This window comes from Bradyrhizobium sp. (genome assembly GCF_050014615.1).
GTDB lineage: Bacteria > Pseudomonadota > Alphaproteobacteria > Rhizobiales > Xanthobacteraceae > Bradyrhizobium.
Genome location: NZ_JBEKCZ010000142.1, coordinates 1 through 26,885 on the forward strand (window position 1 = coordinate 1; position 26,885 = coordinate 26,885).

The 26,885-nt window shown below is 61.8% G+C and carries 19 protein-coding genes and 1 pseudogene; 5 read left to right on the forward strand and 15 right to left on the reverse strand.

The features are described 5' to 3' along the window. Positions 1-901: pseudogene (gene tcuB / locus ABR948_RS21030) on the forward strand (tricarballylate utilization 4Fe-4S protein TcuB); the annotation flags it as partial. A gap of 117 nt (positions 902-1,018) precedes the next feature. Here the strand turns inward: tcuB and ABR948_RS21035 are convergent. From ABR948_RS21035 to ABR948_RS21045, 3 genes are all read right to left on the reverse strand, one after another. Then, entirely contained in the window at positions 1,019-1,432 is a 414-nt protein-coding gene (locus tag ABR948_RS21035; RefSeq protein WP_428121578.1) for a Rieske (2Fe-2S) protein, read from the reverse strand. Positions 1,433-1,492: 60 nt separating this feature from the next. Then, positions 1,493-2,602 carry an amidohydrolase family protein gene (locus tag ABR948_RS21040; RefSeq protein WP_428121580.1) on the reverse strand — a complete coding sequence of 370 codons (1,110 nt, stop codon included), beginning with the start codon at positions 2,600-2,602 and terminating at the stop codon, positions 1,493-1,495. 64 nt (positions 2,603-2,666) lie between these two features. Beyond that, a complete protein-coding gene (locus tag ABR948_RS21045; RefSeq protein WP_428121582.1) occupies positions 2,667-3,740 on the reverse strand; it encodes an amidohydrolase family protein in 1,074 nt (357 codons plus the stop codon). Positions 3,741-3,920: 180 nt separating this feature from the next. Between ABR948_RS21045 and ABR948_RS21050 the strand changes: the two genes are divergently transcribed. After that, positions 3,921-4,859, forward strand: coding sequence for an MBL fold metallo-hydrolase (locus ABR948_RS21050; RefSeq protein WP_428121585.1), 939 nt, complete (start codon positions 3,921-3,923; stop codon positions 4,857-4,859). A gap of 44 nt (positions 4,860-4,903) precedes the next feature. Continuing rightward, entirely contained in the window at positions 4,904-5,401 is a 498-nt protein-coding gene (locus ABR948_RS21055; protein ID WP_428121587.1) for a CinA family protein, read from the forward strand. Between the two features lie 156 nt (positions 5,402-5,557). Here the strand turns inward: ABR948_RS21055 and ABR948_RS21060 are convergent, their stop codons facing one another. The 10 genes from ABR948_RS21060 to ABR948_RS21105 all read right to left on the reverse strand — a co-directional run bounded on the left by ABR948_RS21060 (position 5,558) and on the right by ABR948_RS21105 (position 16,537). Beyond that, positions 5,558-6,868, reverse strand: a complete 1,311-nt coding sequence (locus tag ABR948_RS21060) for an HlyD family type I secretion periplasmic adaptor subunit (protein WP_428121589.1) — start codon at positions 6,866-6,868, stop codon at positions 5,558-5,560. Further along, complete coding sequence (locus tag ABR948_RS21065) at positions 6,865-8,610, reverse strand: type I secretion system permease/ATPase (RefSeq protein ID WP_428121592.1); 1,746 nt, start codon at positions 8,608-8,610, stop codon at positions 6,865-6,867. The genes ABR948_RS21060 and ABR948_RS21065 overlap by 4 nt, the downstream gene beginning before the upstream one ends. Positions 8,611-8,898: 288 nt before the next feature. Further along, positions 8,899-9,168, reverse strand: coding sequence for a GlsB/YeaQ/YmgE family stress response membrane protein (locus ABR948_RS21070; protein WP_428121594.1), 270 nt, complete (start codon positions 9,166-9,168; stop codon positions 8,899-8,901). A 157-nt stretch (positions 9,169-9,325) separates the two neighbouring features. Continuing rightward, positions 9,326-10,309 carry an ABC transporter ATP-binding protein gene (locus ABR948_RS21075; RefSeq protein ID WP_428121596.1) on the reverse strand — a complete coding sequence of 328 codons (984 nt, stop codon included), beginning with the start codon at positions 10,307-10,309 and terminating at the stop codon, positions 9,326-9,328. Further along, complete coding sequence (locus tag ABR948_RS21080; RefSeq protein WP_428121598.1) at positions 10,306-11,718, reverse strand: amidase; 1,413 nt, start codon at positions 11,716-11,718, stop codon at positions 10,306-10,308. Before ABR948_RS21080 ends, ABR948_RS21075 begins: the two co-directional genes overlap by 4 nt. After that, positions 11,715-11,912 carry a hypothetical protein gene (locus ABR948_RS21085; protein WP_428121600.1) on the reverse strand — a complete coding sequence of 66 codons (198 nt, stop codon included), beginning with the start codon at positions 11,910-11,912 and terminating at the stop codon, positions 11,715-11,717. The genes ABR948_RS21080 and ABR948_RS21085 overlap by 4 nt, the downstream gene beginning before the upstream one ends. Beyond that, positions 11,909-12,976: an ABC transporter ATP-binding protein gene (locus ABR948_RS21090; RefSeq protein WP_428121602.1), complete on the reverse strand. Its 1,068-nt coding sequence runs from the start codon at positions 12,974-12,976 to the stop codon at positions 11,909-11,911. Before ABR948_RS21090 ends, ABR948_RS21085 begins: the two co-directional genes overlap by 4 nt. 4 nt (positions 12,977-12,980) lie before the next feature. Beyond that, positions 12,981-13,868 carry an ABC transporter permease gene (locus ABR948_RS21095; RefSeq protein WP_428121604.1) on the reverse strand — a complete coding sequence of 296 codons (888 nt, stop codon included), beginning with the start codon at positions 13,866-13,868 and terminating at the stop codon, positions 12,981-12,983. A gap of 18 nt (positions 13,869-13,886) precedes the next feature. Further along, positions 13,887-14,702, reverse strand: coding sequence for an ABC transporter permease (locus ABR948_RS21100; protein WP_428121607.1), 816 nt, complete (start codon positions 14,700-14,702; stop codon positions 13,887-13,889). A 224-nt stretch (positions 14,703-14,926) separates the two neighbouring features. Further along, positions 14,927-16,537, reverse strand: coding sequence for an ABC transporter substrate-binding protein (locus ABR948_RS21105; RefSeq protein ID WP_428121610.1), 1,611 nt, complete (start codon positions 16,535-16,537; stop codon positions 14,927-14,929). Between ABR948_RS21105 and ABR948_RS21110 the strand changes: the two genes are divergently transcribed. Both ABR948_RS21110 and ABR948_RS21115 read left to right on the forward strand, forming a co-directional pair. Beyond that, entirely contained in the window at positions 16,527-16,733 is a 207-nt protein-coding gene (locus ABR948_RS21110) for a hypothetical protein (RefSeq protein WP_428121612.1), read from the forward strand. The two genes, ABR948_RS21105 and ABR948_RS21110, sit on opposite strands and share 11 nt — an antisense overlap. Positions 16,734-16,802: 69 nt before the next feature. Beyond that, positions 16,803-18,410, forward strand: a complete 1,608-nt coding sequence (locus ABR948_RS21115; RefSeq protein ID WP_428121615.1) for an ABC transporter substrate-binding protein — start codon at positions 16,803-16,805, stop codon at positions 18,408-18,410. Positions 18,411-18,597: 187 nt separating this feature from the next. Here the strand turns inward: ABR948_RS21115 and ABR948_RS21120 are convergent, their stop codons facing one another. Together ABR948_RS21120 and ABR948_RS21125 are read right to left on the reverse strand one after the other, a co-directional pair. After that, positions 18,598-20,826: a CHASE2 domain-containing protein gene (locus ABR948_RS21120; protein ID WP_428121617.1), complete on the reverse strand. Its 2,229-nt coding sequence runs from the start codon at positions 20,824-20,826 to the stop codon at positions 18,598-18,600. Between the two features lie 333 nt (positions 20,827-21,159). Further along, positions 21,160-26,502 (reverse strand): beta strand repeat-containing protein, encoded by a 5,343-nt coding sequence (locus ABR948_RS21125; protein ID WP_428121620.1) that lies wholly within the window; start codon positions 26,500-26,502, stop codon positions 21,160-21,162. Positions 26,503-26,885 lie beyond the last annotated feature (383 nt).

The following is a 26,885-nucleotide window of genomic DNA, read 5'->3' on the forward strand; positions in this document are numbered from 1 at the left end:
TTCTCGCCGCCGCATGAATTCAACGTCAATGTTCCCAAGACGCTGGCGATCGCGCGTGCCGAATCCTATGCCGCCTATGCCTGGCCGGCGGCGTTCTCGGGCCTGTTCGCACGCAACGGCCTTGCCATCAGCATCATCGCCGCATTGAGCGTCGCCGCGTTCGTTTTCGGCTTTGCCGCGTTCAACGACCACCAGGTTCTGTTCGGCATCCACACCGGACCCGGCGCGTTCTACGCGCTGATGCCGCACAATGCGATGGCGGTGCTGTTCACCGCGGCGTTGCTGTATGCGATCGCGGCGCTCGCGATGGGCGTGCGCGCCTTCTGGCGCGATATCGGCGAGCCGATCGGCGGGCGTTTCCAGCCGAGGTCGCTGTGGCAGGCGATCAAGGACGCCGGACAACTGCGCTATCTGGATGGCGGCCGAGCGTCCCGGCGACTGGCGCAAGATCTATCATCATTTGACGTTCTACGGCTTCCTGCTGTGCTTTGCCGCGACATCCGTAGCGACGCTGTATCATTATCTCCTCGCACGCGAGGCGCCGTACCCGTGGTGGGACCTGCCGGTGGTGCTGGGCACGCTGGGCGGGCTTGGACTATTGATCGGCCCCGCGGGCCTGCTGGCGGAGAAGTTCAAGCGCGATCCCGCGCTGGTCGATCAGACCAGCACCGGCATGGACGTCGCCTTCATCGCCATGCTGTTCCTGACCAGCCTTACCGGCATCGCGCTGTTACTGTGCCGTGATACGGCGGCGATGGGACCGCTATTGGCGCTGCATCTGGGCGTGGTATTTTCCCTGTTCATCACCATGCCCTACGGCAAGTTCGTGCACGGCATCTATCGCTTTTTGGCGCTGGTGCGCTATGCGCGGGAGCGGCAGATGATGGGGCACATCGTTTAAATCGTCATCGCGAGCGCAGCGAAGCAATCCATCGGCGACAAAGCAAAGACCGGCAAAAGACTGGATTGCTTCGTCGCTAGCGCTCCTCGCAATGACGGGAAAAAGACAGACGATCTTTTACAAATCCACCACCACGTAATCGCTCTCGACCGACACCGCGATGGTCTCCGCCACATAGGGACCCTTCACCACGCTGGCGCCCGGCTCGATATTGACCGGGTAGGCCTTGGCGCGAAAGCGCTTGGGGTCACAATAGGACTGGCCGGTCCGGATATCGAATTCCCAGCCGTGCCAGGGACAGCGGATGATCTCACCCAGTCTGGTGTATTCGATCTCGCCGGGATCAGACGACTGCGCGAGCCCGATCAGCGGGCCTTCACATAAAGCCGCGCCCTGATGCGGGCAACGGTTCAAGAGGCCGAAGAACTCGCCTTTGATGTTGAAGACCGCAATCGGCCGCTGGTCGATGGTCAGGAATTTGCGCGTGCCGGGCGGCAGTTCATCCACCGCGGCAATGACGTGACGGGTCATCGGATTACATGACTCTTTTGCGCATGGGCTTTTCGGACAACCGGTTTCCACTTTTCCGGATCATGCCATCCCGTAAAGCTTCCACGCATTGTTGAGGTAAAACGCCTCGCGGTTGGCGTCGCTGACGCCCGCCGGCAAGACCCGCGACGGCTCGTCGAAATCCCAGTGCGGATAGTCGGTCGCGAACAACAATTTGTCCCAGCCGACCCAGTCGATCACGTCCAACAGGTGGTCGCGCCGCTCGGGGTCTTCCATCGGCTGCGTGGTCCAGAAGATATGGTCGCGAATCACTTCCGACGGCGGGCGCTTGAGATGCGGCACCTCGCTGCGCAGCCGCTGCCAGCTCTTGTCCAGCCGCCATGACAGCGACGGCGCCCAGCCGAAGCCGGCCTCGATCATGATCATCTTGAGCTTCGGATGCCGCTCGAACACGCCCTCCAGCACAATGCTCGCGAGCGCGGTCTGCTGGCATTGCGAATGGCCGACCATCTCCTCGATGTAATAGCTCGGCCAGCCCGACGCGGTGATCGGATTGCCGCCGAAACCGAAGGCATGCACGCCGACAGGAAGACCCACCTCCTCCGCGGCCTCGTAGATCGGCCAATAGCGGCGCTGACCGAGCGGCTCGACGTTGCGGCTGAGCAGCAGCACCTGGACGAAATTCTTGTCCCCGCCGCGCTTGCGGATTTCGGCGGCCGCGGCCGGGCCATCCTCGTTGGCGACGACGATCGAAGCCTTCAGGCGGCTGTCCTTGCTGGTCCATTTTTCAATCTGCCAGTCGTTGATCGCCGAGCAGATCGCCGCGGCGAGATCCTGATTGCGGATGCCCTGCCCGGTCGCCAGCGGATTGAGCACGCCGAGCACGACATGGTTCGGATCGAGATGCTGCTGCTGCATGAACGACAGCGACGAGCCCTGCGGACCGCCCTCCGGCGGATAGGCATCGCGGCGCGAGGCATTGGGTTGCGCCTTCGGATAGGGCGGGCCTTCCATCATGCCCTGATAGGGATGCTTGTCGTAGGTCTCGAGATGGTCGTGCCAGCGGCTGGCGAGATACGGATACAGTTCGGTCCTGGTCGCGCGCGCCGGATGAATGTCGCAATCGGCAATCGCGGTCTTTGCATCAACGGACGAGGCCTGGTCCGGGCGGTCGCGGAACTGCACATTCATGAGGGCGTCTCCTCAATTTTTGGGGCATGATCTGTTCCGAGAACCGGAACTCCACTTTTCGGGATCATGCCCGGACCCGCTGCTTGAGCCGGCCGTAGGTCGCCAGCGGATTGTCGATCATGATCTTGCGCACCAGATCGCTCGACATCCCCTCGGGCAGCACCTGGTCGCCCTCGAACTGCCAATGCGGATAGTCGGTCGAGAATAGGAGCAATTCGTCCGACTGCATATGGTCAAACAGGCGATTTAACGTCACGGGATCGGGCGGCGCATCGATCGGCTGCAAGGAGAAGCGGATGTTGCTGCGCACAATTTCCAGCGGCGCGCGGTCCACCCACGGCGTTTCCATGCGGATGCCGCGCCAGAATTTATGCAGCCGCCACAGATAGGACGGCAGCCAGGTGAAGCCAGATTCCAGCATCACCATTTTCAGCTTCGGATGCCGCGCGAACACGCCCTCGACAATCAGGCTGGTGAGCTGCGTCTGGAAGGCCTGCGCCTGCGCGACGTAATCCTCGATATGATAGGAACCCCAGCCGACCGAGCTCGGCGGATTATGATAATTGCTGCCGGCATGGATGCCGATCGGCAGACCCAGCCGCTCCGCCGCCGCGTAAATCGGCCAGTAAGCACGCTTGCCCAAGGGCATGTCGCCCATCACCAGCATCAGGACCTGAACAAATCGATTGTCTTTGGCGCAGCGCTCGATCTCCGCGACCGATTTTTCGATGTTCTGGACCGGAATCACGATCGAGCCGCGCAGCCGCGCATCCCGATCGAGCCATTCCTTCGCCAGCCAGTCGTTCAGCGCCCGGCAAAATGCGTCCGCCATGTCCTCGCTGAACACCATCTGCACGCCGAACAGCGGGTTGCAGATGCCGTAACTGACGCCGAACGGATCGAGCGCCTGCGCCTTCATGTCTTCAAGGCTCGACCCCGGCTTGCCCTGCGCCGGCCGCCAGTCCGGCCGCGCGCTGATCGGCGAATTCGGCGGATAGGATTGCGACACCAGATCGGTCATTCCCCGGGTCGTGACCTGATCGCGCCAATAATCGTTGAGATAGGGCAGCAGGCTGGTCAAATGAGGAACGGCGGGATGCAGATCGCAATCCACGCCGCCCGCGATCGGTGACGTCATGACACTGGTGTCCTTTGGTCCGTTTCAGCGTCCCCTGAGGGACTCTCAATCACGGCATCTTGTCGTCAGCGCCGCTTGCTTCCCTGTCGTATTGAAGCAGTCTGGCTGACGGCTCGCAACTCGGCAAACGCCTTCGTCATGTGCTAGAGAACGAAAAATCGGCGGAACAAGGAGATTTTCATGCTTCGGACCGGCATAGCTGTTGTCGCAACCACCCTGCTGCTGGCAGGCGGCGCCGTCGCGCAACAGCCGCCAACCGCGACACCGCCGCCGCCTCCTGATTTTTCCAAGGTCGAGATCAAGACCACCGATCTCGGCGACAACATGTATATGCTGGAAGGCCAGGGCGGAAACATCACCGTGGCGATTGCCAAGGACGGGATCATCATGGTGGACGGGCAATACGCGCCGCTGCATGACAAGATCAAGGCCGCCATTTCCAACGTCTCGATGCTGCCGATCAAATATCTCATCAACACACATTTCCACGGCGACCACACCGGCGGCAATGAACCCTTCGCCAAAGACGGCGTCACCGTCGTCTCCGAGATCAACGTCAAGAACCGGCTCGCCGCCGGAACCACCAACGGTCTCACCGGCGTCAAGACGCCGCCGGTTCCGGAGGCCGCGCTGCCCTCGAAAACCTATACCGGCGCTTTTCATATCCGGCTCAGGGGCCGCGTCGCCGACCTCAAGCATATCGAGCACGCCCATACCGACGGCGACACCTACGTCTGGTTCAAGACCGCCAACGTGCTGTCGACCGGCGATACCTTTACCAACGGCCGCTATCCCAATATCGATTTCGCCAATGGCGGCAACATCAAGGGAATGATCGCGGCGACCGATGCCTATCTCAAGCTGGTGAATGCCAAAACCCGAATCGTTCCGGGCCATGGACCGCTGGCCGACAAGACGGTGTTGACCGAATACCGGACCATGCTGATGACCGCGCGCGACCGGATGGCGAAGCTGGTCAAGGAAGGCAAGAGCGAAGACGACGTGGTGGCGGCCAAACCGTTCGCCGACCTCGACGCCAAATGGGCGCCCACCGAGCTCGCCAGCAAGAACTTCATCCGGGTGGTTTACCACTCGCTTGCCGACAAGAAAGGCGCGTGATGCAAGACTTGGCTGTGCAAGACTTGGCTGTGAAAGACCTCGTTATGAAAGACCTCGTTGCGATTGCCGGGCAGATTGCTGCCAAACTGATCGAACGGCGCCAGACCATCGCGGTCGCGGAATCCTCAACCGGCGGCCTGATTTCCGCAAGCCTGCTCGCGGTGCCCGGCGCGTCGGCCTATTTCCTTGGCGGAGCCGTGGTCTATACCCGCGACGCGCGGCGGATTCTGGCGGATATCCCCGATGAGGCGATGAAGGGAATCCGCTCCGCGTCGGAGCCGTATGCCAAATTACTGGCGAGCCAGATCCGCGAGCGTTTCTCGACCGACTGGGGCCTGTCCGAAACCGGCGCCACCGGACCGACCGGCAACCGCTACGGCGACGCCGCCGGCCATAGCTGCATGGGATTGGCCGGCATGGGATTAACCGACATCGAATCGGCAGCGATGACGCTGGAGACCGGCAGCGCCGACCGGCTCGCCAACATGCACGTATTCGCCGCGACGGCGCTTAATTTCCTGTTGCAGAATTTGTCGCGCTGATTGCGCGGCAATTAACCTCAATCATTGTCGTCCCGGCGAACGCCGGGACCCATACGCCGTGGCGCCTGTTTTGAGAGATGCTGTTGGACGACTTTCGCGCAATCATAATCGTCGGTGATTATGGGTCCCGGCATTCGCCGGGACGACAAGGCTACTTCACTTCTCCCTGAACGCGCGCATCAGCTGGTCGCGCAGCGGCTTGACGAGGTAGGACAGCATGGTTCGGTCGCCGGTCTGCACGAAGGCTTCCACCGGCATGCCGGGTATCAGTTTGGCGTCGCCGAGACGCGCGACCTCTTCCGGCGGCATCGAGACGCGGATCGTGTAATAGGATTGTCCGGTGCGCTGATCGGTGGTGACGTCGGGCGAAACGCGAGTGACGACGCCGTTCAGTTCCGGCGTGGTCCGCTGGTTGAAGGCCGAGAGCCGCAGCAAGGTCTTCTGGCCGATCTGCAACTTGTCGATATCCTGCGGATTGACCTTGGCCTCGACCGACAATGCGTCGGCCTGCGGAACGATCATCATGACGGCATCACCGGCGGTAATCACCCCGCCAACGGTATGAACCGTCGACTGCAACACCATGCCATCCTGCGGGGCCCGGATGTCGGTCCGCCGCAGCTGGTCTTCCGCGGTTACCTTGCGCTCGACAAATTCGCCGATCTTGTCGTTGGTCTCGCGCAAATCCTTGGAAACGTCGCTGACCAGATCCTTGTCGACCTGAATGATCTGCAGCTCGGTTTCGGTGATCTTGCCCTTGGCCTGCGCCCTTGATGCAATGAACTGCGCCCGTTCGCCGTTGAGCCGGGCGGCGTCACGCTGCAGCGTGGTCAGGCGCGAAATCTGCACCAGATGCTGGTCGTAGAGCGAGGTGACCCCGACCAGTTCCTTTTCCACCAGCGCGATTTCCTGGTCTTTCGCCTGCTCTTGTGCGGTCAGGCCGGCGATTTCCTCGTTCAACTGCGTGATGCGCTCGCGCAGTTGCGCCTTCTGTCCGATTCGCCCCGTGGTACGCACCTCAAACAGCTTGGTCTCGCTGGCGATGATATTCTTGACGTCGGGATCATCCATGCGGTCGAGCAGCATCGCCGGAAACACGATCTTGCCGAGGCCCTGCTGTTCGGCCTGCAGCCGGGCGGCACGCGCCCACAACCCGTCGAGGTTCTTGGTGACGATCGCGAGACTGGCCTTGGTGACAGTGTCGTCGAGCCGCACCACCACGTCGCCGGCCTTGACGATATCACCATCGCGCGCCAGCACCTCGCCGACGACGCCGCCGGTCGGATGCTGCACCTTCTTGACGTTGGAATCGACGACGATTGATCCCGGCGCGATCAGCGCGCCCGAGATCTCGGCCGTCGAGGCCCAGCCGCCAAGGCCGCCGGCGAGAATGACGACCACCGCCAGCCCGACGATCAAGTGCAGCCGTATCGACGACCGCGCGTCGCGTGTCCCGCTGCCACTCATGGCTTGGCGACGCCTCCCTCGGAGACGATCTTGATCGGAGAAGGCGGCGTGACCCGCTGCAATACCTGCCCCAGCACGGTTTCCTTGGGACCGAAGGCCTGCATGCGGCCGTCTTTGAGAACCAGAAGCTGATCGACCGCTTCAATCCCGATCGGGCGGTGCGCAACCACGACCACGATGGCGCCGCGCTCGCGTGCCCCGCGAATGGCCCGCGTCAGCGCCTCATCGCCCTCGGTATCGAGATTGGAGTTCGGCTCGTCGAGAACGATCAGGAACGGATTGCCATAGAGCGCCCTCGCCAGCGCCACGCGCTGCGCCTGACCGGCCGAAAGGGCGGTGCCCTGCTCGCCGATCTGGGTGTCGTAGCCGTCGCGCATCTTGATGATCATCTCATGGACGCCGGCTTCCTTGGCCGCCGCGATGATGGTCTGCGAGCCGGCCTCAGGATCGAAGCGGCAAATATTCTGGGCGACCGAGCCCGCGAACAGTTCGACATCCTGCGGCAGATAACCGACGTAGCGACCAAGCACGTCGGACGACCACTGATCGAGCGCGGCGCCATCGATCCGCACGTTTCCGCGCGCCGGCTGCCACACCCCGACCAGCGCTCGCACCAGCGAAGACTTGCCGGACCCGCTCGGCCCGATAATGCCGAGCCCGTTGCCGGCCACCAGCGCGAACGTCACATCCTGGACGATGACCTTCTTGTCGCCGGGCGGTACCATGCTGACAGCCTCGACCGACAGACGGCTCGATGGGCTTTGCAGCAAGGTCGGCACGGCGCGGGCGGGCAGAGATTCGAGCAGCCGGTTGAGGCGGTGCCAGCTCTGGCGCGCGGCCACAAAAGCCTTCCAATGCGCGATGGCCAGATCGACCGGCGCCAGCGCCCGCGCGCTCAGGATCGATCCCGCGATGATGATGCCGGCGGTCGCCTCCTGATGAATCACCAGATAGGCACCGACCGCGAGCACTGCCGACTGCAGCATCATCCGCAGCACCTTGGCAATCGCGCCGAGACCCCCGGTGACGTCGCTGGCGCGCTGATTGCCGGCGAGATAATGCTGGTTGGCTTCGCTCCAGCGTTTGGTCAGGCGTCCGGACATTCCCATCGCGACCAGCACTTCGGCGTTGCGCCGGCTGGTGGCGGCCAGATCGTTGCGCCGCGCCGCCAGGCCCGTGGCCTCGCGCGCCGGCGCGCGCGACAGGAACTCGGTCACGACGGTGAGGATCACCAGGATGATCGCGCCGACCAGCGCGGTCAGGCCGATCATCACATGGAAGGCAAAACAGATCGCCAGATAGAACGGCAGCCACGGCAGATCGAAGAACGCACCGGGCCCCATGCTGCCGAGGAACGAGCGCACATTGTCCAGATCGCGCAGCGGCTGCAGACCCTCATTGCGTCCGCCCACGATCAGCGGCAGGCGCACAATGGAATCGAATACCCGGGCATTGAGCGCCTCGTCGAGCGAGGTTCCGATCCGCCCCAGGATGCGCCCGCGGATCAGGTCGAGAACGCCCTGGGCGATGTACAATCCGCCGGCGAGAATGGCCAGGCCGACAAGGGTCGGTACGCTCCGGCTTGGCAGCACCCGGTCGTAGACCTCCAGCATGAACAGCGAGCCGGTCAGATAGAGCAGGTTGATCATGCAACTCATGGCGCCGACGCCGATGAAAGCATTGCGGCAGGCGCGCAGCGCGTCACCGAGTTCGGAACGCCGGACACCGGGAGCGGCTGCCATCAATCCTCATCTCTCCACAGGGGTGCGACCCCCGATTCAAAAATGGGTATGCACTACAATTATTACTGATTCTTGTCGCCAGCGTCCATGGAAGTCACATTAACCCAACCGCCGTCGACGACCTCCCGGCGACGGTACCGGCCCGCCCAGGATGCGCTGCAATCGGCATGGCGACGGCGGCTTCCCAAACAGGCGGCCGATCGCCGCCGGTTTGGCGCAGAAATACCCCCTATTTACGCAGAGGTTGCCTGAAGGCCGGTGTGGGTTCCGCTTCGAGGGTTTGCCGCTTCAGAAACGGCCGCCGCTTCGGACCAGCCGTACGATCAGCAACAGCACGATCGCGCCGATCGCGGAATAGATGATCTCCGACACCAGGCCGGTGCCGAGGTGGATGCCGAGCTTGGGAAACAGGTAGCTGGCGACCAGCGCGCCGGCGATACCGACGAGAATATCGCCGATGATGCCAAAGCCGGTGCCGCGCACGACCTTTCCGGCCAGCCAGCCTGCGACGAGGCCAACGAACAAGATGACGAGAAGGCCTTCATTAGACATTTGCATAGGAAATCCCCCCTTTGTACGCACTATCCCCGCGCGCCGGGTCGAAACCTATCGATAATTGCCTGACCTGACGACTCCAATTTGCGGAATTCCCGGCTTTACAGATTTCTGGAGCGGCCGGATTTGCGGCCTTGCGAAATCGCGTCGAACGCCCCGGTTACCGCGCGGCCAGGACCTCGGCACGTTCCGCCAGGATGCACCTTGCGATCCTGTCCGGCCCGAGTCGCACATTGGGCGGCAGCTGCGCGAGACAGCGCGGTTCGGCGAAACCGCAGCGCGGCGCGAAAGAACAATTGGTCGGCGCCTGGTCGAGCGAGGGCGGCGTCCCCGGAATTGTTTCCAGCCGCTGGCCCCGTTTGGCGCCGTGAACGGTCGAGGCCAAGAGCCCCCGCGCATAGGGATGGACCGGCGAACGCACGATCTGGCTGAGCGTGCCCTGTTCGACGATCTGGCCGGCATACATCACGGCAACCCGGTCGCAGATTTCGATGGCGACGCCGATATCGTGGGTCACGAAGATGACGGACATGCCGAATTCGCGCTGCAGCTCGCGCAGCAGCAGCAGGATCTGGATTTGCACGGTGGCGTCGAGTGCGGTGGTCGGCTCGTCGGCGAGCAGGATTTTCGGCTTGCACGCCAGCGCCAGCGCGATCATGGCCCGCTGCCGCATGCCGCCGGACATCTCGTGCGGATAGGCATCGAGCCGGCGCTTGGCCGAGGGAATACGCACCACTTCCAGCATTTCCAGCGCGCGCGCCGTCGCCTCAGTGTGGCTTTTGCCTTCGTGGCGCATCACGCTTTCGGCGATCTGATGGCCGATGGTGTAGACCGGATCGAGCGCCAGCGCCGGTTCCTGGAAAATCATCGAAACCGTCTGGCCACGGAACGCCGACAATTCCTCGTCATCAAGCGCCAGCACGTCGCGGCCCAGAACCTCGACGCTTCCCGAGATCTGCGTCCGCTTCTTCGGCAACAGCCGCATCAGCGCCCGCAAGGTCACGCTCTTGCCCGAACCGGATTCGCCGAGCAGGCCGAGCACCTCGCCCTCGCCAAGCGAGAGGCTGAGGTCGTTCACGGCATGGACGGTGCGTTCGCCACTGAAGCGAATGTTGAGGTTGCGTATTTCGACGAGGTTGGTCATGCGAATTTCGGCACCCGGTCGTGGAAATCGGTGGCGCGCTGGAAGGCGGCGCCGATCCGCAACAGCATGGCTTCATCGAACGAACCGCCGATCAATTGCATCGCGACCGGAAGACCGCTGCGGGTAAAGCCCGATTGTATCGCGAGCGACGGCAGTCCGAGGTAATTGATCGGACGGGTGAATCGCGTCAGCCGCTGGATCACCGCTTCGGCATCGGGACTGTTGCCGACATCGCTCTCGGCGATGGTCGGAGCGGCGATCGGCGCCACAGGCGCGATCACCGCATCGACGCCGGCGACGGCGGCGCGATGCGCCGACAGAGCTGGTCCGCGCCAGCGCACCGCCTCGAGATAGGATACGCCCGGTATCGCCAGCCCGTTTTGCAGCCGCATCAGAACCTGCGGGCCGTAATCCTGCGGCCGCTCGATCATCCATCGCTTGTGAAACGCCGCCGCTTCGACGGCGAGAACCAATTGGCACGCCGCGGTGAGCTGGCGCTGGTCTGGTAGTTCGACCTGAACGATATTGGCGCCCTCGCGCCGGAGCACGGCGATCGTCGCCTCCAGGATTCCGGCGACCTCGGAATCGAGATCGTCGACATAGAAGGCGGTGGGCACGCCGATGGTGAGACCCTTGATCGATCCCGTCGTCGCGGCGCCATAGTCCGGCACTGGTCCCGTGACCGCGGTCGGATCTTCGGGGTCCGCACCTGCCATCAGGCCCAGCAGCAAGGCGCAATCCTCAACGCTGCGCGCCAGCGGTCCGACGGTGTCGAGCGATTGCGACAGTGGCATCGCGCCGGCGCGGCTGACCCGGCCGACGGTGGTCTTGAGCCCGGTGACGCCGCAGAAATGCGCCGGCATCCGGATCGAGCCGCCGGTATCCGAGCCCAGGGCCGCGAAGGTGAGCCTGGCGGCGACCGCGGATCCCGATCCCGACGACGAGCCGCCGGTGATGTGATCGATGCTCCAGGGATTATGCACGGGGCCGTAATGCGAATTGTGGCCGGTCGGCCCGTAGGCGAACTCGGCCATCTGCAGCGAGCCCAGCCGAACCGTGCCGGCATCCTTCAGGCGCTGCAGCGCAGTCGAGGTGGTGGTGGCGACGAAATCGCGGCGAATGTGCGAGCCGCAGGTGACCACCTTGCCGGCCTCGTAATACATGTCCTTGTGCGCCAGCGGCACGCCGTGCAACGCGCCGCGGTTGTTGCCCTTGGCCAGCGCAGCGTCGGCTTCATCGGCCGCCGCCAGCGCGGCTTCGGCTTCGATCGCCATGAACGCATTGAGGCGGGGCTGCCATTGCGCGATCCGATCGAGACAGGATTGCGTCGCCTCGCGCGACGAGATTTTCTTCTGCGCGATCGCTTGCGCGATCGAGGTCAACGACATCAGGGCCGGTTCAGTGGTCATTTCGAAGCTTTCCCGGCTTGCACGACCATAAAAGTCGCCGGTTCCAGATCGAACGGCAGCGTGCCGGCGATAGCGGCGAAGCCTTCGAACGCCGGTCCGATGGAATTGGCGATGCGTGCGGCGACCTCGGCGCTGACGGGAATGCCGGCGACGGCGGCGATCGCGCCGATCTCTTTGGGTGCGGGTCTTGTCATGCGTTGTCTGCTCCCTTTGCTGGCGCGCGGCTGTGGCCTGAGCCAGATATGGCCATGTAGCACGCCACCTGGTGACCCATTTTATCGATCGCGCTGAGTTTTGGTGTGGCGTTTGCGCAGAGCGGTTCCGCGAACGGACAACGGGTGTGAAACCGGCATCCGGACGGCGGATCGATCGGATTGGGCGGATCGCCTGAAATCGGCGGCGTCTGCGTCCGACGATCTGGATCGGAAGACGGCATCGCCGCCAGCAATGCCTTTGTATAGGGATGCGCCGGCGCGTCCCATACGCGGTCGACCGGACCCAACTCGACCACTTCGCCGAGATACATCACCAGAACGCGGTCGGAGATGTAGCGCACGACATTGAGATCGTGGCTGATGAAAAGATATGTCAGCCCGAACTCGCGCTTGAGATCGACCAGCAGGTTGAGCACCTGGGCCTCGACCGACTTGTCCAGCGCCGATACCGCCTCGTCGAGGATCACCAGCCGCGGCGACAGCGCCAGCGCGCGCGCGATATTGACGCGCTGGCGCTGCCCGCCGGAAATCTCGTGCGGATAGCGATTGGCGAAATTTTCCGGCCGCAAGCCGACCTTGCCGAGCAGTTCGCGCGCCAGCGTCCGCGCGGCCGCGTCGGCCATGCCGTGAACCTTCGGGCCAAAGGCGATCGATTCCTCGATCGTCAGGCGCGGATTGAGCGAGGCATAGCTGTCCTGAAACACCATCTGCATGCCGCGGCGAAGCTCGCGCAGCGACAACGCGCGCCCGACCTGCATGCCGTCATAGATAATATCCCCGGCATCGCGCGGCATCAGATGCATCAATAGCCGCGCGGTGGTCGACTTGCCGCAGCCGGATTCGCCGACGATCCCGACCGTCTCGCCCTTGGCGATCGAGAACGACACGTCGTCGACCGCGCGCACCGTCTTGCGCGCGCTGAATAGATCGCCCCGCACCGGGAAATGCTTCGTCAATCCGCTGACGTGGAGCAGCGGTTGCGCGGCGCCGCCGCGATCCTCGATCGGCGCCAGCATATCGGCCAATGGGGTGGTTTCGTTCATCGCATCAGTTCCGGATGTCCATGGCGCTGCGCATGCCGTCGCTGAGCAGGTTGAAGCAGATCGACACCGCGAAGATCATCGCGCCCGGCAATGCCGCCACCCATGGGTTGATGTAGATCGCGGTGCGCAGCGTGTTGAGCATCAGGCCCCATTCCGGCTCCGGCGGTTTTGTCCCGAGGCCCAGGAACGAAAGTCCGGCGGCCAGAATCATCGACACCGAGATCAGGCCGGTGGCGTAGACGAAGATCGATCCCAGCACATTGCCAAGCATGTGCACCCGCATGATGGTGAACGGGCCGGCGCCGGACGCCCGCGCCGCCTCGACGAAATCCATGTTCCGCACGCCGGTGGTGACGCTCTCGGCGACGCGGGTGATCTGCGGCACGAATACGATCGTGAGCGAGACGATGGAATTGACGATCCCCGCGCCGAGCGCGCCCGAAATCGCGATCGCCAGCAGCACCGAGGGAAAGGCGTAGAAGACATCGACCGTGCGCATGATCGCGGTATTGATCTTGCCGCCGACATAGCCGGCGATGAGACCGAGCGAGGTCCCGATCACGAAGGCAAGGATGACGGGAAGAATGCCGACGATCAGCGACAGGCGTCCGCCATAGATCAGGCGCGCCAGCATATCGCGGCCGAGTTCGTCGCTGCCGAGCGGATAGTTCGGCGTGCCGATGTGGCGCAGCCGGCGAATCATCGAGCCCTGATAGGGATCGGCGAGCCCCAGCCATGGCGCACAGATCGCCGACAGGAAAATCGCGACCAGAATAAAGGCGCAGATCATGCTGACCTTGTCGCGCACGATGCGCCGCCCGACCGTCGCCCAGTAGCCGCGCGCCTTGCTGGCGGGCGCTGCCTGGAGGGCCGTGTCTGTTAGCGCGCTCATCGGCTGAACCCCATTGCTTCAGCTCCGCTTGATGCGCGGATCGATCGAGGCCTGCGCGATATCGACCATCAGATTCAGAAACACGAAGAACAAGGCCAGCACCAAGATCGTGCCCTGCAGCAGCGGCAGATCGCGCTGGAAAATCGCCGAATTGAGCAGCAGCCCCGATCCCGGCCACGAAAACACCGTCTCGATCAGAATGGAGCCGCCGAGCATGTATCCCAATTTGCGGGTCACAATCCCCATCGGAATCACCGACGTGGTGACCGCGGGCAGGATCAGATAACGGATGTGTTCCCAGTCCCACCCCCAGGCGCCGGAGCCGCCGGGACCGGCGCCCACGGCGGGCAGCCAGTTGAGCTGCACCGAGAAGATGATCACCAGCACCATCCCGAGCCAGTAATGCGGCACCGAGACGCCCGCGATCGCAATCGAGGTCGCCACCTTGTCGATCCAGGTGTCGCGGAAATAGCCAGCGATCAGACCGAAGAACAATCCCAGCGTAAATCCGATCAACGCGGCCGCGATCGCCAGGGTCACGGTGTTGCCGACCGCGCGCATCACTTCGCTCAGCACCGGGCGACCGGTCGCGATGGAATGACCGAGATCGCCATTGACCGCCTTCCACAGCCAGAGTCCGAACTGGACCGGCAGTGGACGATCGAAGCCGTAGGCGACGCGCAGCTGATTGGCGAGTTCCTGCGAGGCATCCGCCGGCAGAATCGCGACCAGCGGGTCGCCGGGCGTGATGTGCACCAATAGAAAACACACCAGCGCGACGCTGATGACGATCGGGATCACATAAACGATGCGGCGCAGGATATAGACGAACACAGATCACCCAAGATTGGTCAGCTCGATTTACTCACGAGCGCTTTAGACGCCTACTGCAGCTCTTTAGCTCTTTCGTTTCGTCATGCCCGGGCTTGTCCCGGCCATCCACGTCTTTTTGTGCTCGTGGCCAAGACGTGGATGGCCGGGACATCCAGCGCGAAGACGCGCTTCTGCCCGGCCATGACGGTTGAACCCTCGGCTGCGTTATCATCTCCGCGCTACGATCACGGCGTCATGGAAATCGGCGAGAAATCCACGAACCAGCTCTTTGGCTGCACAAACCCCTTGATCTTCGGGCTCATCGCGCGGGGCCCGACATCGTGCGCGACATAGAGGAACGCCGCGTCGTCGACCGAGGCCGCGTGCAGTTCGGCCAGCGCCGCGTCGCGCGCGGCCGGATCGAAGGTCTGCCGCGCCTTGGTGACCAGTGCATCGAACCTGGGATCATTGATAAAACCCCAATTGTTCGACACCGGCGGCGCCATCGAGGATTGCAGGAAGCGTACCATGGCGAAGAACGGATCCATCGCCGCGTAAGTGACGTTGGTGGCATTGGCGCCATTGGCGGACGGATCCTTGGCACCGCGCCGCCAGTTGGTGAACAGCGTATTCCATTCGATGACGTCAAGCTGGACGTCGAAATAGCATTCGGCCAGCGCCTGCTGCAGATATTCGTTCATCGGCAACGGCAGCATCTGGCCGGAGCCTGACGCCGAGGTCTGGACCTTGACCGTCAATTTCTTGTTCGGACCAAATCCGGCCTCCTGCATCAGCTTCTGCGCCGCGGGCTTGTCATACTTGATTTCGAAGGCCGGCTTACCGCGCCAGGGGTGACCCGGCTCGAAGGTGCCGGTGGCCGGCACCATCAGGCCGGCGAGCAGGCCGTCTTTCAGGCCCTCGCGATCGATGCAGAGATTGGCCGCCTTGCGAACCCGGATGTCGTTCCATGGCGAACCTTCGATGCGCGAGAACTGCCACGGCCAGACATGCGGTTCTTCATTGCTCTTGATGACAAAACCACGCTGCTTGATTTCCGCGATCGCGTCCGGCGCCGGCGCCTCGACCCAATCGACCTGGCCGGAGAGCAACGCCGCGGTGCGGGCATTGGCCTCGGGCATCGGCAGCAGCAGCATCTTGTCGACCTTGGGGATGCGCGCCCTGTCCCAGTAGTTTTCGTTCTTCACAAGTTCAAGCCGCTCGCGCGGCGTGAAGCTCGAGATTTTCCACGGACCGGTGCCGGACGGATCCTTCGCGAACGCGGCCCAGGCTGCTTGCGATTTCGCCTTGGCGTCGGCGCCTTCGGCTGCGTCGAACAGCTTCTGCCATTTCGCCGGGCTCGCCATGAACAGATTGGTGAGGTTGATCGGCAGGAAGCTGTCCGGCTCCTTGGTGATCAATTCCACGGTCATGTCGTCGATCTTGCGGGCCGAGGTCAGCGTCGGCATTCGCGACGCCGTGACGCCGACCTGGCTCGGATCGAATTGCGGCGCGTCCTGCTTGAGGACCTTATCGACATTCCAGACCACCGCGTCGGCATTGAACGGCGAGCCGTCGTGGAATGTGACGCCGGGACGAAGCTTGAACGTCCATTTCGTCTTGTCGGCCGCATCGACAGCCCATTCGGTCGCGAGCCCGGGAATCATGACGCTGGCCTTGTCGGCGGACGAGAGATCCCACATCGTCAAGGCGTCATACATGGTCAGGCCGGTGAAGCGGTTGCCTTCAAAGCCTTGGTCGGGCTGGCCCAGCGTGCGCGGAATGTCGGCCGCGGTCATGCCGATGCGCAGAACGGTCTCGGCGCCGGCGACCCGCGGCAGCATGAGCATGGCGGCCATCGCCAGCACCGCCGCCAAGGGCCGGCTTTTTCCAGAGTTTTGGGCACGCATCGCAACCAATCCCTTCGACTTTTCGGTGACTATTTCTTATGCAATCCATGCAACGGCTGTGCCAGTGGCAATAATCGTTCGCCTGATTGTGGTTGCCATTACAACTCTTTGTAAGACGGCAGCAAGAAAAGGTGCAAATGCCTAATCTGGCATCAACCTTGCAACATCGACCCTGAAAACTGCGCCGCAATATCTGTCCAATGGAGCTTAGTTCATGCGCGCCCGAAATTCGATCCTTGTTGCGGTCTTGGCCCTCGCCATCAGCTTCAGCCAACCCGCCGTTTCCGCGCGAGCCGAGACCGTGGTGCGGTACGGGATTTCGATGGCGGACATTCCGCTGACGACCGGCCAGCCGGATCGCGGCGCCGGAGCCTATCAGTTCAGCGCCTACACGATTTACGATCCGCTGGTGGCGTGGGAGATGGATGTGTCGGATCGGCCCGGCAAGCTGGTGCCCGGCCTTGCCACTGAATGGAAGGTCGATGACAACGACAAGACCAAATGGCGATTTGCGCTCCGCAAGGGCGTCAAATTTCACGACGGCAGCGAGTTCAATGCCGATGCGGTGATCTGGAACCTGGACAAGGTCCTCAACGACAAGGCGCCGCAATTCGACAAGCGCCAGAGCGCGCAGGTGAAAACCCGTCTACCCTCGGTTGCGAGCTACGCCAAGATCGACGACTCCACCGTGGAGATCACCACCAAGACCGTCGACTCGTTCTTCCCTTACCAGATGCTCTGGTTCCTGGTCTCCAGCCCCGCGCAATATGACAAGCTCGGCAAGGACTGGGACAAATTCGCAAGCCAGCCGTCGGGCACCGGGCCGTTCAAGCTGACCAAGCTGGTGCCGCGCGAACTCGCCGAATTGTCCAAGAACGAAGACTACTGGAACAAGAAGCGGCTTGCGAAGGTCGACAAACTGATCCTGATTCCGATGCCGGAGGCGCTGACCCGCACCAACGCGCTGTTGGCCGGGCAAGTCGATCTGATCGAAACGCCCGCGCCCGATGCGGTGCCGCAGCTTAAATCCGCCGGCATGCGGATCGTCGATAATATCACGCCGCATGTCTGGAATTATCATCTCAGCGTGCTGCCGGGATCGCCCTGGACCGACGTGCGCTTGCGCAAGGCGCTCAATCTCGCCATCGATCGCGACGGCGTGGTCGGCCTGATGAACGGATTGGCCAAGCCCGCCAAGGGTCAGGTCGATCCTTCCAGCCCGTGGTTCGGCAAGCCCAGCTTCGACATCAAATATGATCTCGCCGCCGCCAAGAAGCTGGTCGAGGAGGCCGGCTATTCCAAGGACAAGCCGCTGAAGACGACGTTCATCATCGCCCAAGGCGGCACCGGCCAGATGCTGTCGCTGCCGATGAACGAATTCCTGCAGCAGAGCTTCAAGGAAATCGGCATCGATATCGACTTCAAGGTGGTCGAACTGGAGACGCTCTATACGCATTGGCGCAAGGGCGCGGCCGACGAAATCAATGCCGGCATCACCGCCAACAACATCGCCTACGTCACCTCCGATCCGCTCTATGCGATCGTTCGCTTCTTTGCCTCCGACCAGATCGCGCCGGTCGGGGTCAACTGGGGCGGCTACAAGAACCCGAAGGTCGATGCCTTGATCAGCGAAGCCAAGCAGACGTTCGATATAGCCAAACAGGACGATCTGATCGCGCAGGCGCATGCGCTGATCGTCGATGACGCCGCATTGGTGTGGGTGGTGCACGATACCAATCCGCACGCGCTTTCGCCCAGGATCAAGAAATTCGTGCAGGCACAGCACTGGTTTCAGGACCTGACCACGATTGGCGTGGAATAGAAAATCGGAGGCCCGGTGTATTCGGTACACCTCTCCCTTTGGGAGAGGTCGAATTGCGAAGCAATTCGGGTGAGGGGTTAAGGCCTATCGATAAACCGTATCCCCTCACCCCACCCTCTCCCCATGGGAGAGGGAGAGCACCATTGTTGTCGTAATACAAAATCCAACTGCTAACCGGGTCGCCGCGCTATTTCGTCAGCAATGCGAAGGCGCCGTTCCAGTCCGGCGGCGGCGGGTTCTCCCGATACGCCTGCAGCCGCGTCTCGTATAGACCGTACAGGAGTTCAAGACTGTTCGCCTCGTCGGTGGTGCGGCCGCGCTCGATCGCCGCGAGCGCGCCCTCCCAATCGCGGCTGCGATAGCAGGCCAGCATCTCGATGGTCAGGTTGCGCAAGCGCTGGAAGCGGCCGGAGTTCGCGGTATCTTCGCGGCCGGCGATGGCGTAGATGACCTCGGGCTCCTTCTTGCCTTTGACCATGATGAAGTCGAGCTCGAGGATCGCAAACTTGTCCTTGACCGCAAGCGCGGTCTTGGAGCCGACGATGATCGGGAATCCATACTCCTTGGATTGTCCCTCCAGGCGCGACGCGAGATTAACGCTGTCGCCGAGCACCGAATAGTCGAAGCGCAAATTGGATCCCATATTGCCGACGACGCAGGTCCCGGTATTCAAACCGACCCCGACATTGATCGGAATATAGGTGTGTCCGCCGTTCTGGGCTTCGATCTCACGCTCCTTGTTGAGGCCGTCGATCCGCTCCAGCATATCGAGCGCGGCTTCGCAGGCGTTGAGCTGATGTTCCTCGTCGTCAAGCGGCGCATTCCAGAACGCCATGATGGCGTCCCCCATATATTTGTCGATGGTGCCCTTTCGCGCCAGGATCGCATTGGTCAGCGGCGTCAGGAACCGGTTCATCAGCGCGGTCAGACCCTGCGGATCGTGCTTGTAGGATTCCGAGATGGTGGTGAAGCCCCGGACGTCGGAGAACATGATGGTCATCTCGCGCTCTTCGCCGCCGAGCTTGAGTTTTTCCGGCGACTGCGCGAGCTGCTCGACCAGGGCCGGCGAAAGATACTGGCCGAACGCCGAGCGGATCTGCCGCCGCTGCGATTGCTCCCTGACGAAGGCGAAGAAAATCAGGGTGAGGTAGATCGCCGTGGTCGACAGCAGCGGATAGGTGAAATCGACCAGCAACAAATGCTGCCTGTAAAAATACCAGGAGGTCCCGACCAGAACTGTCGCAAACAGCGCACCAACCGCAACCAGCGTGATCGGTCCGAACTTCGGCGCGAACGCGATCACGAGAATTCCGAGCAGCAACGCCGCGCCGAACTCGAGAAGCGGACCATAAGGCGGCTGCGACAAAAACTGCTTGGTCAGTGCGGCTTCCAGAACCTGGGCGTGAATCTCGACCCCCGGAATCGCCGACGAAACCGGCGTGGTCTTGATGTCGTTGAGCCCCACCGCCGACGTTCCGATCAGCACCAGCTTGCCTGCAATTTTCTCCTGGGCGACGCTGTTATCGAGCACGTCGCTCGCCGATACATAGATCGACGGATCCTGACGTGCGAAATGCACCCAAAGCTGGCCATTGCGGTCGGTCGGAATCTCCAGACCCCTGACGCCAATGCTCTTGAGGCCGGCCCTGTCAGATTTCATGATGATCGTGGGAGTGCCGGTCACCACCCGCAATATTTCAAAACTCAGGGACGGCATGGTCGCGTCCTGGGCCCGCATCATCATCGGCACCCGCCGGACGATGCCGTCGCGTTCAACCTTGATTGTGAACAGGCCGCGTCCGGCCGCCGTCTCTTCCAGAATGTGAACGTTGCGCAGCAGGCCGGGAAAGTCGAACAGGAACGGCTGGGGGTCTTCGCCCAGCATCGCAAAGCCCGTCACCGGAAGCGTCTGGTCGAACGGCCCCGTCACCTCCGCCAGACCTGTTTCACCCAAAACCACGCGCGAACGTCGCATCGCATCGGCAAAGATCTGATCGTTGCTCGGCAACTCACGCAGCTTGCTTCGGGTTACTTCATCGAGATACCGCATGGTCTTGGCCGCGGCGTCGGGATTGAGCCGGTCGGGCTCCGCGAACACGATGTCGAAGGCGATCACGACGGCGCCGAGCCGGGTCAGGTTGGTGATGATGTCCGCGATATTCGTCCGCGGCCACGGCCACTGGCCGAGTTTTGCCAGGCTTTTCTCGTCGATATCGACAATGGTGACCGGCCTTGCCGTCTTCACCCGGGGCGTTATCCGCTGGAAGCTGTCGAAGGTCCTGACGCGAAGCTCCTCGATCGGAGCCGGATCGGCGATACGCACTGCTGCAAAGCCGATCAGCAGCGCCAGGCACAGCAGCCTCGAAAAGCCGAACTTCCGCCCAAACCATCTTCGTATTATCTTGAGCCGCTTCATGCCGCGTGCATATCAGGTTGGGGCAATTTGAACAGGTAGATCACGTCTGAACCGCGCCGAGGCATTTCAAATCGGGCAAATCCAGTAAAGCAACGGCCTGGATATCGGGCAAGTCATTCATCCTGGCCTTGCGCATGTGCGAACGCGCGCTCGATGTGATGGACGCGGAGGCTGATGGACGCGCAGGCCTGCCGAAATGCCTTGCCGAACCCCATGACGGCGCCGAAGGTCGGCCGTGCGCGACGAAGCCGGTCGCCTTCGAATTCCGCGGCGGCTGTAACGCATCAAGCCGCAACCTTGTGGATTGCCGCAAGGCTTCGCCCGAAAACCGCATTAAACGAAGTGAAAATCGCTGGCTTGCAACTGGGCCTTGATGATCCCGTTCAAGGTGATCGTGTCATTGGCGTCGAGAGCGATGACCGTATTTCCGTGACCGTCATCATGCGTTGCGTTCAAGGCGGCCTGCAGGTTCGCAAACTGCTGGCTGCTGAACTGGAGCGTATCCGTCGTCGGATGGAAATCCGTCACCGTGGCTTGGCCGACGCCGGCGAAATTGAACACAAAGGTGTCGCTGGCGGCATTACCGGTCAATGTCTGGTTCGGCGCGCTGGCGACGATCGTGCTGCTCGCCGGCGGATTGCTGGGAACCGGCGGATCATAGACCACCGTGCCACCATTTCCGTCGCTCTCGAAGCTGAAGTTCGCCGCCTGATAGACGCCGGTGAAGTGAAGAACCGCGGAATTGGTCCCATCGCTCACGGAAAGTGTATCGTTTGTGGGATTGTAGCTCTCCGAGAACGAGCTGGAGCTATAGTTGATGTCCTTCAAATCAATCTGGTCCGACCCTGCCGGCGTCCCATTGCCGGTGAATCCGGAAATCACGCCGGTGAAGCCTGAAGACGTATCCAGCGCGAGGGTACCGGTGGTACCGCTGTCGTTGAGGAAGCTGACGGTCGCCGCGCTCGCCGTTCCGATATCGAGCAATGATCCGCTGCTGATGGTCAGGCTGCCGGAATCCGCCGGTGGATCGACGATATCGACGCCGCCATGACCGTCGGACGTGACGGTCCAGGCCGTGTGCGAGCCCGCGACGTCAAGAACGACCGATTGGTGCGTATTGGTATTTGTAACAGTGACGATGGTCGTACCGTCGAACTGCGTAGTTCCAACCCTGATGTCTCCGCTGGTGTACTGGAGATCAGCAAGGTCAATTTTATCGTTTGCAGTAACGCCGGAAATCTCGCCCCCAAAGGTCAGAGTTCCGTGTGGCGCAATTGTTGTGTCAATCTCGAGCGTGCCGGTGCTGTTTGGCTGGAACGCGACACCCTCGCCATTATCCTGGCCAACAAGTTCCAGGGTTGCGCCACCGGAGATCTGGAGGGAGCCCGTTCCACTCACATTATCGTCGATCACGAGTATGCTGCCGGCGCCGGCAACTTCCAGCGTGCCGTCATTAGTGATCGAACCCCCGCTGATCTGTGTAGTGCCGCTATCGGTCTCGATGGCACTGTCCGCGGTTACGGTGATCGCGGTGCCGTTCACCGTGACGTTGTCCATCGTCAGCGTCGCACCGCTCTCGACCGTCAGGTCGCCCTTGTTCAGCACGGCGTTGCTATCGATCTTGCTTGAACCGGTGACGTCGATCAGGCCCGCATGGATATCATCGGCATCGGGCACGCCGTTGATGTCATCGGAATCAGGAATATAACTGTAATCGTTGATGGTGCCGCCATCGATGGTGGCACCGTTCAGCACCAGCGTGGCGTGGCCGTGGCTCTCGCCGTCGATTGTCATTGTGGCGCCGGCGTTAGCGACCGTGGTGCCGTCATCGAGTGTGAGGATGCTACCGGCGAAAATCTCGATGGCATTGTGGTTGATGACGCTGACGTCGTTCAGTGTCGCACCCAGGGCTGAGCCGACGTCAAGCGTACCGACCGATCCGACCGTCAGCGTGCCGTCCGTCATCGTGGCGCCGCCTGCCAAGACCAGACTGCTGGCCACGGCGGGAGCATCGATCTCCATGTTGCCAGTTCCGGTAATGTTGACGCCGCTCAGCGTCGCGCCGGATGAGGCCTCAATTTCAAGCGTGCCGGCATTGGTGATCGTGCCACCATTGAAGGCGGCCCCGGCCCCCAGCGTCAGCGTATCGCCGCTGTCGATATTGACGGTGCCGTTGTTGGTGACGGTGCCGCCGGTGATGGTGGTGCCGTCCAGGGTCAGGATCACGCCGCTGTCGACCGTCAGCTGATTGTTGCCGAAGCTGTCGTTGTCGATGCTGCCGGTACCTGATATCTCGATGGTGCCGGCATTGGTGATCGACCCGCCCGACAGCGCCACGCCGTTGAGCTTCAGGGTGTCGCCGTTGTCGACATTGACCGTACCGGTGTCGGTGATTGAGCCGCCGGTCACGGTGGTGCCATCCAGGGTCAGGATCACGCCGCTGTCGACCGTCAGCTGGTTGTTGCCGAAGCTGTCGTTCTCGATGCCGCCGGTGCCGGTGATCTCGATGGTGCCGAGATTGGTGATCGACCCGCCCGACAGCGCCACGCCGTTGAGCTTCAGGGTGTCGCCGTTGTCGACATTGACCGTGCCGGTGTCGGTGACGGTGCCGCCGGTGATGGTGGTGCCGTCCAGGGTCAGGATCACGCCGCTGTCGACGGTCAGCTGGTTGTTGCCGAAGCTGTCGTTGTCGATACTGCCGGTGCCTGATATCTCGATGGTGCCGAGATTGGTGATGGCGCCGCCGGACAGCGCCACGCCGTTCAGCGTCAGCGTCTTGGTGGCATCGACATTGACCGTGCCGTTGTTGGTGACAGTGCCGCCGTTGATAGTGGCATCATCCAGCGTCAGGCTGGCACCACTGTCGATCTGGATCGTCGCGCCGGCAGCGGTGTCCGTGAAAATCGTTCCCGTCACCGTGACATTATCGAGCGTCAGCGTCACGCCGCTTTCGATCGTCACCCCGCCATTGTTCAGCAGCGCGTTGGTGGTGAGCGGTGGCGCTACAGAGACAATGCCGTTGATCGAGCTGTTGGCCGTGACATCGATCGTGCCGTTGTCGGTGATGGTGCCGCCATCGATGGCGGCGCCGTTCAGCTTCAGCGTCGCGCCGCTGTCGACCTGAATCGTACCGCCGGAATTGTGAACGGCGACCTCGACGTCGAGCGTGCCGCCGGCAATTTCGATCGTTCCCGAATTCGAAATGCTGCTTTGATCACCGAATTCGCCGCCCTGCTCAAGCAGGAACGTGCCGTAGTTGTCCAGGACACTATACTTCAAGAGCGTGGCGATGCCGCCGACGCTGATATTTCCATAATTCTTGATAATCGATTCAGCGGTCAGGGGGGAGAGAGGATCCGTACTCGTGTCAAGGTTAAGCGCGCCGGCAATCGCCAAGGTGACATTCGATTCGACGTCCAACTCCGGGATCGCAGCCCCGAAGTCGGTGAAGTAATCCATGGTCAGCGATTTGGCCGCCGCATTGGCATTGACCGTTACCGGAAACGTCGGCGTTGCTGGCAACACCTGATCGGTGCCAATGATCACATCATCGCTGCTGCCCGGAGACCTGTCGCCTTCCCAATTCGAGGCGACGCTCCATAGCGCACCGCCCGGTGGTATCGGGTTGGTATCGGTCCAGACGACCGCTGCCCCGTTGTTGCCGCTGATCGTGACAACAATGTCCTGCGTGGAGGTCGCATTTTGCGAGTCCGTCACAGTGACGGCATAGGTGAGGACCAGCGACTCGCCGTTAGGAACGAGGTCCGCCAGGTAAACCTGAAGGTTCGCAAGCGCCCATTCGACCGTTCCGGTGCCGGTCCCCGTGCTGTCGTCCGCCGCCGTGATCTTGGCCGTCAGAGCCGCCGCAAGTTCATTGATCACAACTGGCCCGACCGTCGCCGCGAAGCTCTGTCCGTCAAGCAGCGCGCTCGTCATTTTTACGGCGACCGTGTGGGTGTCGGTCAGATCGGGGTCCGTGAAAGCCAGCTTTCCTATGGTCGCGGTGTTTGGGATCAGTTCGCCGCCTTTTGTATCCGTACCCGCGGAGACGAAGGCGATATTTTGCTGCGGACTGGTAATGACCGGGACGTCATTGGTGCCGGTGATCGTGATCGTGAAAAATACCGGGGTGACCGCATCGTTAGGTGCGTAGTTGTTGTTGACCAGCGCCTGGTACGTCAACGTCAGCGTCTCGCCGGCAGCGAGGAAGTCGAAAGCCCCGTCAGCGACGCTGTAGGTCCAGGTATCCGAACCGGTGTTCATGTTGCCGGGATCGGCGACCAGGCTGAGCTGGGCTTCCACCGCCTTGATGTCCGCGAGCTGCAGCGTGTTCAGCGTCGCGGTGACGTCGGCGCCCGCCGCGTTGTGGTAGGTGAACGATTCGAACGAGGTCGAGACCGTCGGATTATCACCGGCGTTGATGTCGACAAAATTGACCTTGCCGGATACCGTATCGAGCGCGGAACTGTGGGTGACGCCGGGGAGTTCGCCGAGGTGGAAATTGGTATGAGGCTGGTTGCTGGAGTCGAGGACAACGGCGCTCGGCGGCTGATTGATGTGCGCGGTCGGGCTCGCCCCTGCGGTTGAAGCTTGCGGCGTCGCAATGGCGGGCGTGTTCACCAGCAAGATGACCGGGGTGGCGGTAAGAAACCCCATCTTGAACGGCGGCAACATGTCCGGGATCGGCGTATCGGTATGATGATCGAACGACTTGGTGTTGGTGTTATCGGTATATTTTATCGAGAACACATCGGTGATGAGCTTTTGGATCTCGGGCGTTAACCCCGTCAGCGACTGGCTGAGGGTGCCGTTACTGATATTGATCTGCTGTCCGGCCTTGTCGACGATCGCAATCGGCGTGAGCGTCGTCTTGTCAAACAGAATGTACGATCCGGTCGTTCCGTCCGGCTCGACCAGCACCTGGAATTTCGTATCGGGCAAGCCGCCCTGGCCGGACACGTCGAAATCGATCTCGACCAGCACCGCGGTGCCGCGGATGCCCATGGTCGCGACCGGCGTGTCGACCTTCATGTCACCATGCTTGGCGGTCTCGCCAGCGACAAACGTGATGGTCCCGGCCACCAGGCTGAGCAGCGATGAATTGTTCGACCCGTTGGGGTCGTAGATCATTTCGTTGAGCACCATTCTCGCATTCGACGAGAGGCCGAACACGGTGCCGTCGATGAAGGTAATGCCGAGAGTCGATCCGGACCCGGACTGGACCACGTCGCCTTTTTCGACGTTGTCGCCCTGATTCAGAATGATCGAGACGCCGTTGCGGACCGCGGTCGCGGTGCCGGCGAGCTTGGTGACGTGACCGATAATCTTGTTGACGCTGGCGCTGCCGTCCGCCTGGGCATATTCGACGTGGCCGGTCAGCGCGTTGACGATATCGCCGGTGAGATGGGCTCCATCCGGCGATGCCAGCGCGACATGTTTCTCGCCCTTGAAGTAGTCGTGCAGGACCAGTTCCTGATCGTCATTGGAAATGACCAGATCGACGCCGGCCCGCTTGAAATCGCCGTTGAAAAGTAGATGTGCGTCCGGGACGATAATGGCGTCCGCAGGAGCGTGGGTCGCATGCGGGGAAAACGTCTCGACGTGGCCACGGCCATTGGCATGCAGACCCGAGCCCTCAACGGGAAACTTGCCGTCAAATTCGCCGATGTAATTCAATGGGCCACCGCGTGTGGTTAATATTTTTATAATTTTAATAGTCTAAGCTTGCATATCACCTGAAACTTCGGCGCGAAACCATCTCCTGCTTGTGCAAGACCTTTGCATGCTTGCCTCCCGACGCTGCCGCGAGATATCTATTCTTGGTATTCTTCGGAAAATCCAAGTATTCAATGCTTTTCCCGTAGATATACGGGTGAATCGATATCGAAGGTCCATGACCTCGATATATTTCATCGTATAGAATCTGACATCGATACTTGGTTTATCTTCATCCCACTCGTCCTGGCAGGATACTGCGCCAATTTCCGAGCTAAGACTGTGATCTAGATGACAAAAAATACAATTCTAGACGAATTAGCCATATCCGGCGGAAATTGCTG

Coding starts and splice junctions, on each gene's coding strand:
- ABR948_RS21035 (WP_428121578.1), bottom strand. CDS start 1,432: ATGACCCGTCACGTCATTGCCGCGGTGGATGAACTGCCGCCCGGCACG.
- ABR948_RS21040 (WP_428121580.1), bottom strand. CDS start 2,602: ATGAATGTGCAGTTCCGCGACCGCCCGGACCAGGCCTCGTCCGTTGAT.
- ABR948_RS21045 (WP_428121582.1), bottom strand. CDS start 3,740: ATGACGTCACCGATCGCGGGCGGCGTGGATTGCGATCTGCATCCCGCC.
- ABR948_RS21050 (WP_428121585.1), top strand. CDS start 3,921: ATGCTTCGGACCGGCATAGCTGTTGTCGCAACCACCCTGCTGCTGGCA.
- ABR948_RS21055 (WP_428121587.1), top strand. CDS start 4,904: ATGAAAGACCTCGTTGCGATTGCCGGGCAGATTGCTGCCAAACTGATC.
- ABR948_RS21060 (WP_428121589.1), bottom strand. CDS start 6,868: ATGAGTGGCAGCGGGACACGCGACGCGCGGTCGTCGATACGGCTGCAC.
- ABR948_RS21065 (WP_428121592.1), bottom strand. CDS start 8,610: ATGGCAGCCGCTCCCGGTGTCCGGCGTTCCGAACTCGGTGACGCGCTG.
- ABR948_RS21070 (WP_428121594.1), bottom strand. CDS start 9,168: ATGCAAATGTCTAATGAAGGCCTTCTCGTCATCTTGTTCGTTGGCCTC.
- ABR948_RS21075 (WP_428121596.1), bottom strand. CDS start 10,309: ATGACCAACCTCGTCGAAATACGCAACCTCAACATTCGCTTCAGTGGC.
- ABR948_RS21080 (WP_428121598.1), bottom strand. CDS start 11,718: ATGACCACTGAACCGGCCCTGATGTCGTTGACCTCGATCGCGCAAGCG.
- ABR948_RS21085 (WP_428121600.1), bottom strand. CDS start 11,912: ATGACAAGACCCGCACCCAAAGAGATCGGCGCGATCGCCGCCGTCGCC.
- ABR948_RS21090 (WP_428121602.1), bottom strand. CDS start 12,976: ATGAACGAAACCACCCCATTGGCCGATATGCTGGCGCCGATCGAGGAT.
- ABR948_RS21095 (WP_428121604.1), bottom strand. CDS start 13,868: ATGAGCGCGCTAACAGACACGGCCCTCCAGGCAGCGCCCGCCAGCAAG.
- ABR948_RS21110 (WP_428121612.1), top strand. CDS start 16,527: ATGGCGGCCATCGCCAGCACCGCCGCCAAGGGCCGGCTTTTTCCAGAG.
- ABR948_RS21105 (WP_428121610.1), bottom strand. CDS start 16,537: ATGGCCGCCATGCTCATGCTGCCGCGGGTCGCCGGCGCCGAGACCGTT.
- ABR948_RS21115 (WP_428121615.1), top strand. CDS start 16,803: ATGCGCGCCCGAAATTCGATCCTTGTTGCGGTCTTGGCCCTCGCCATC.
- ABR948_RS21120 (WP_428121617.1), bottom strand. CDS start 20,826: ATGAAGCGGCTCAAGATAATACGAAGATGGTTTGGGCGGAAGTTCGGC.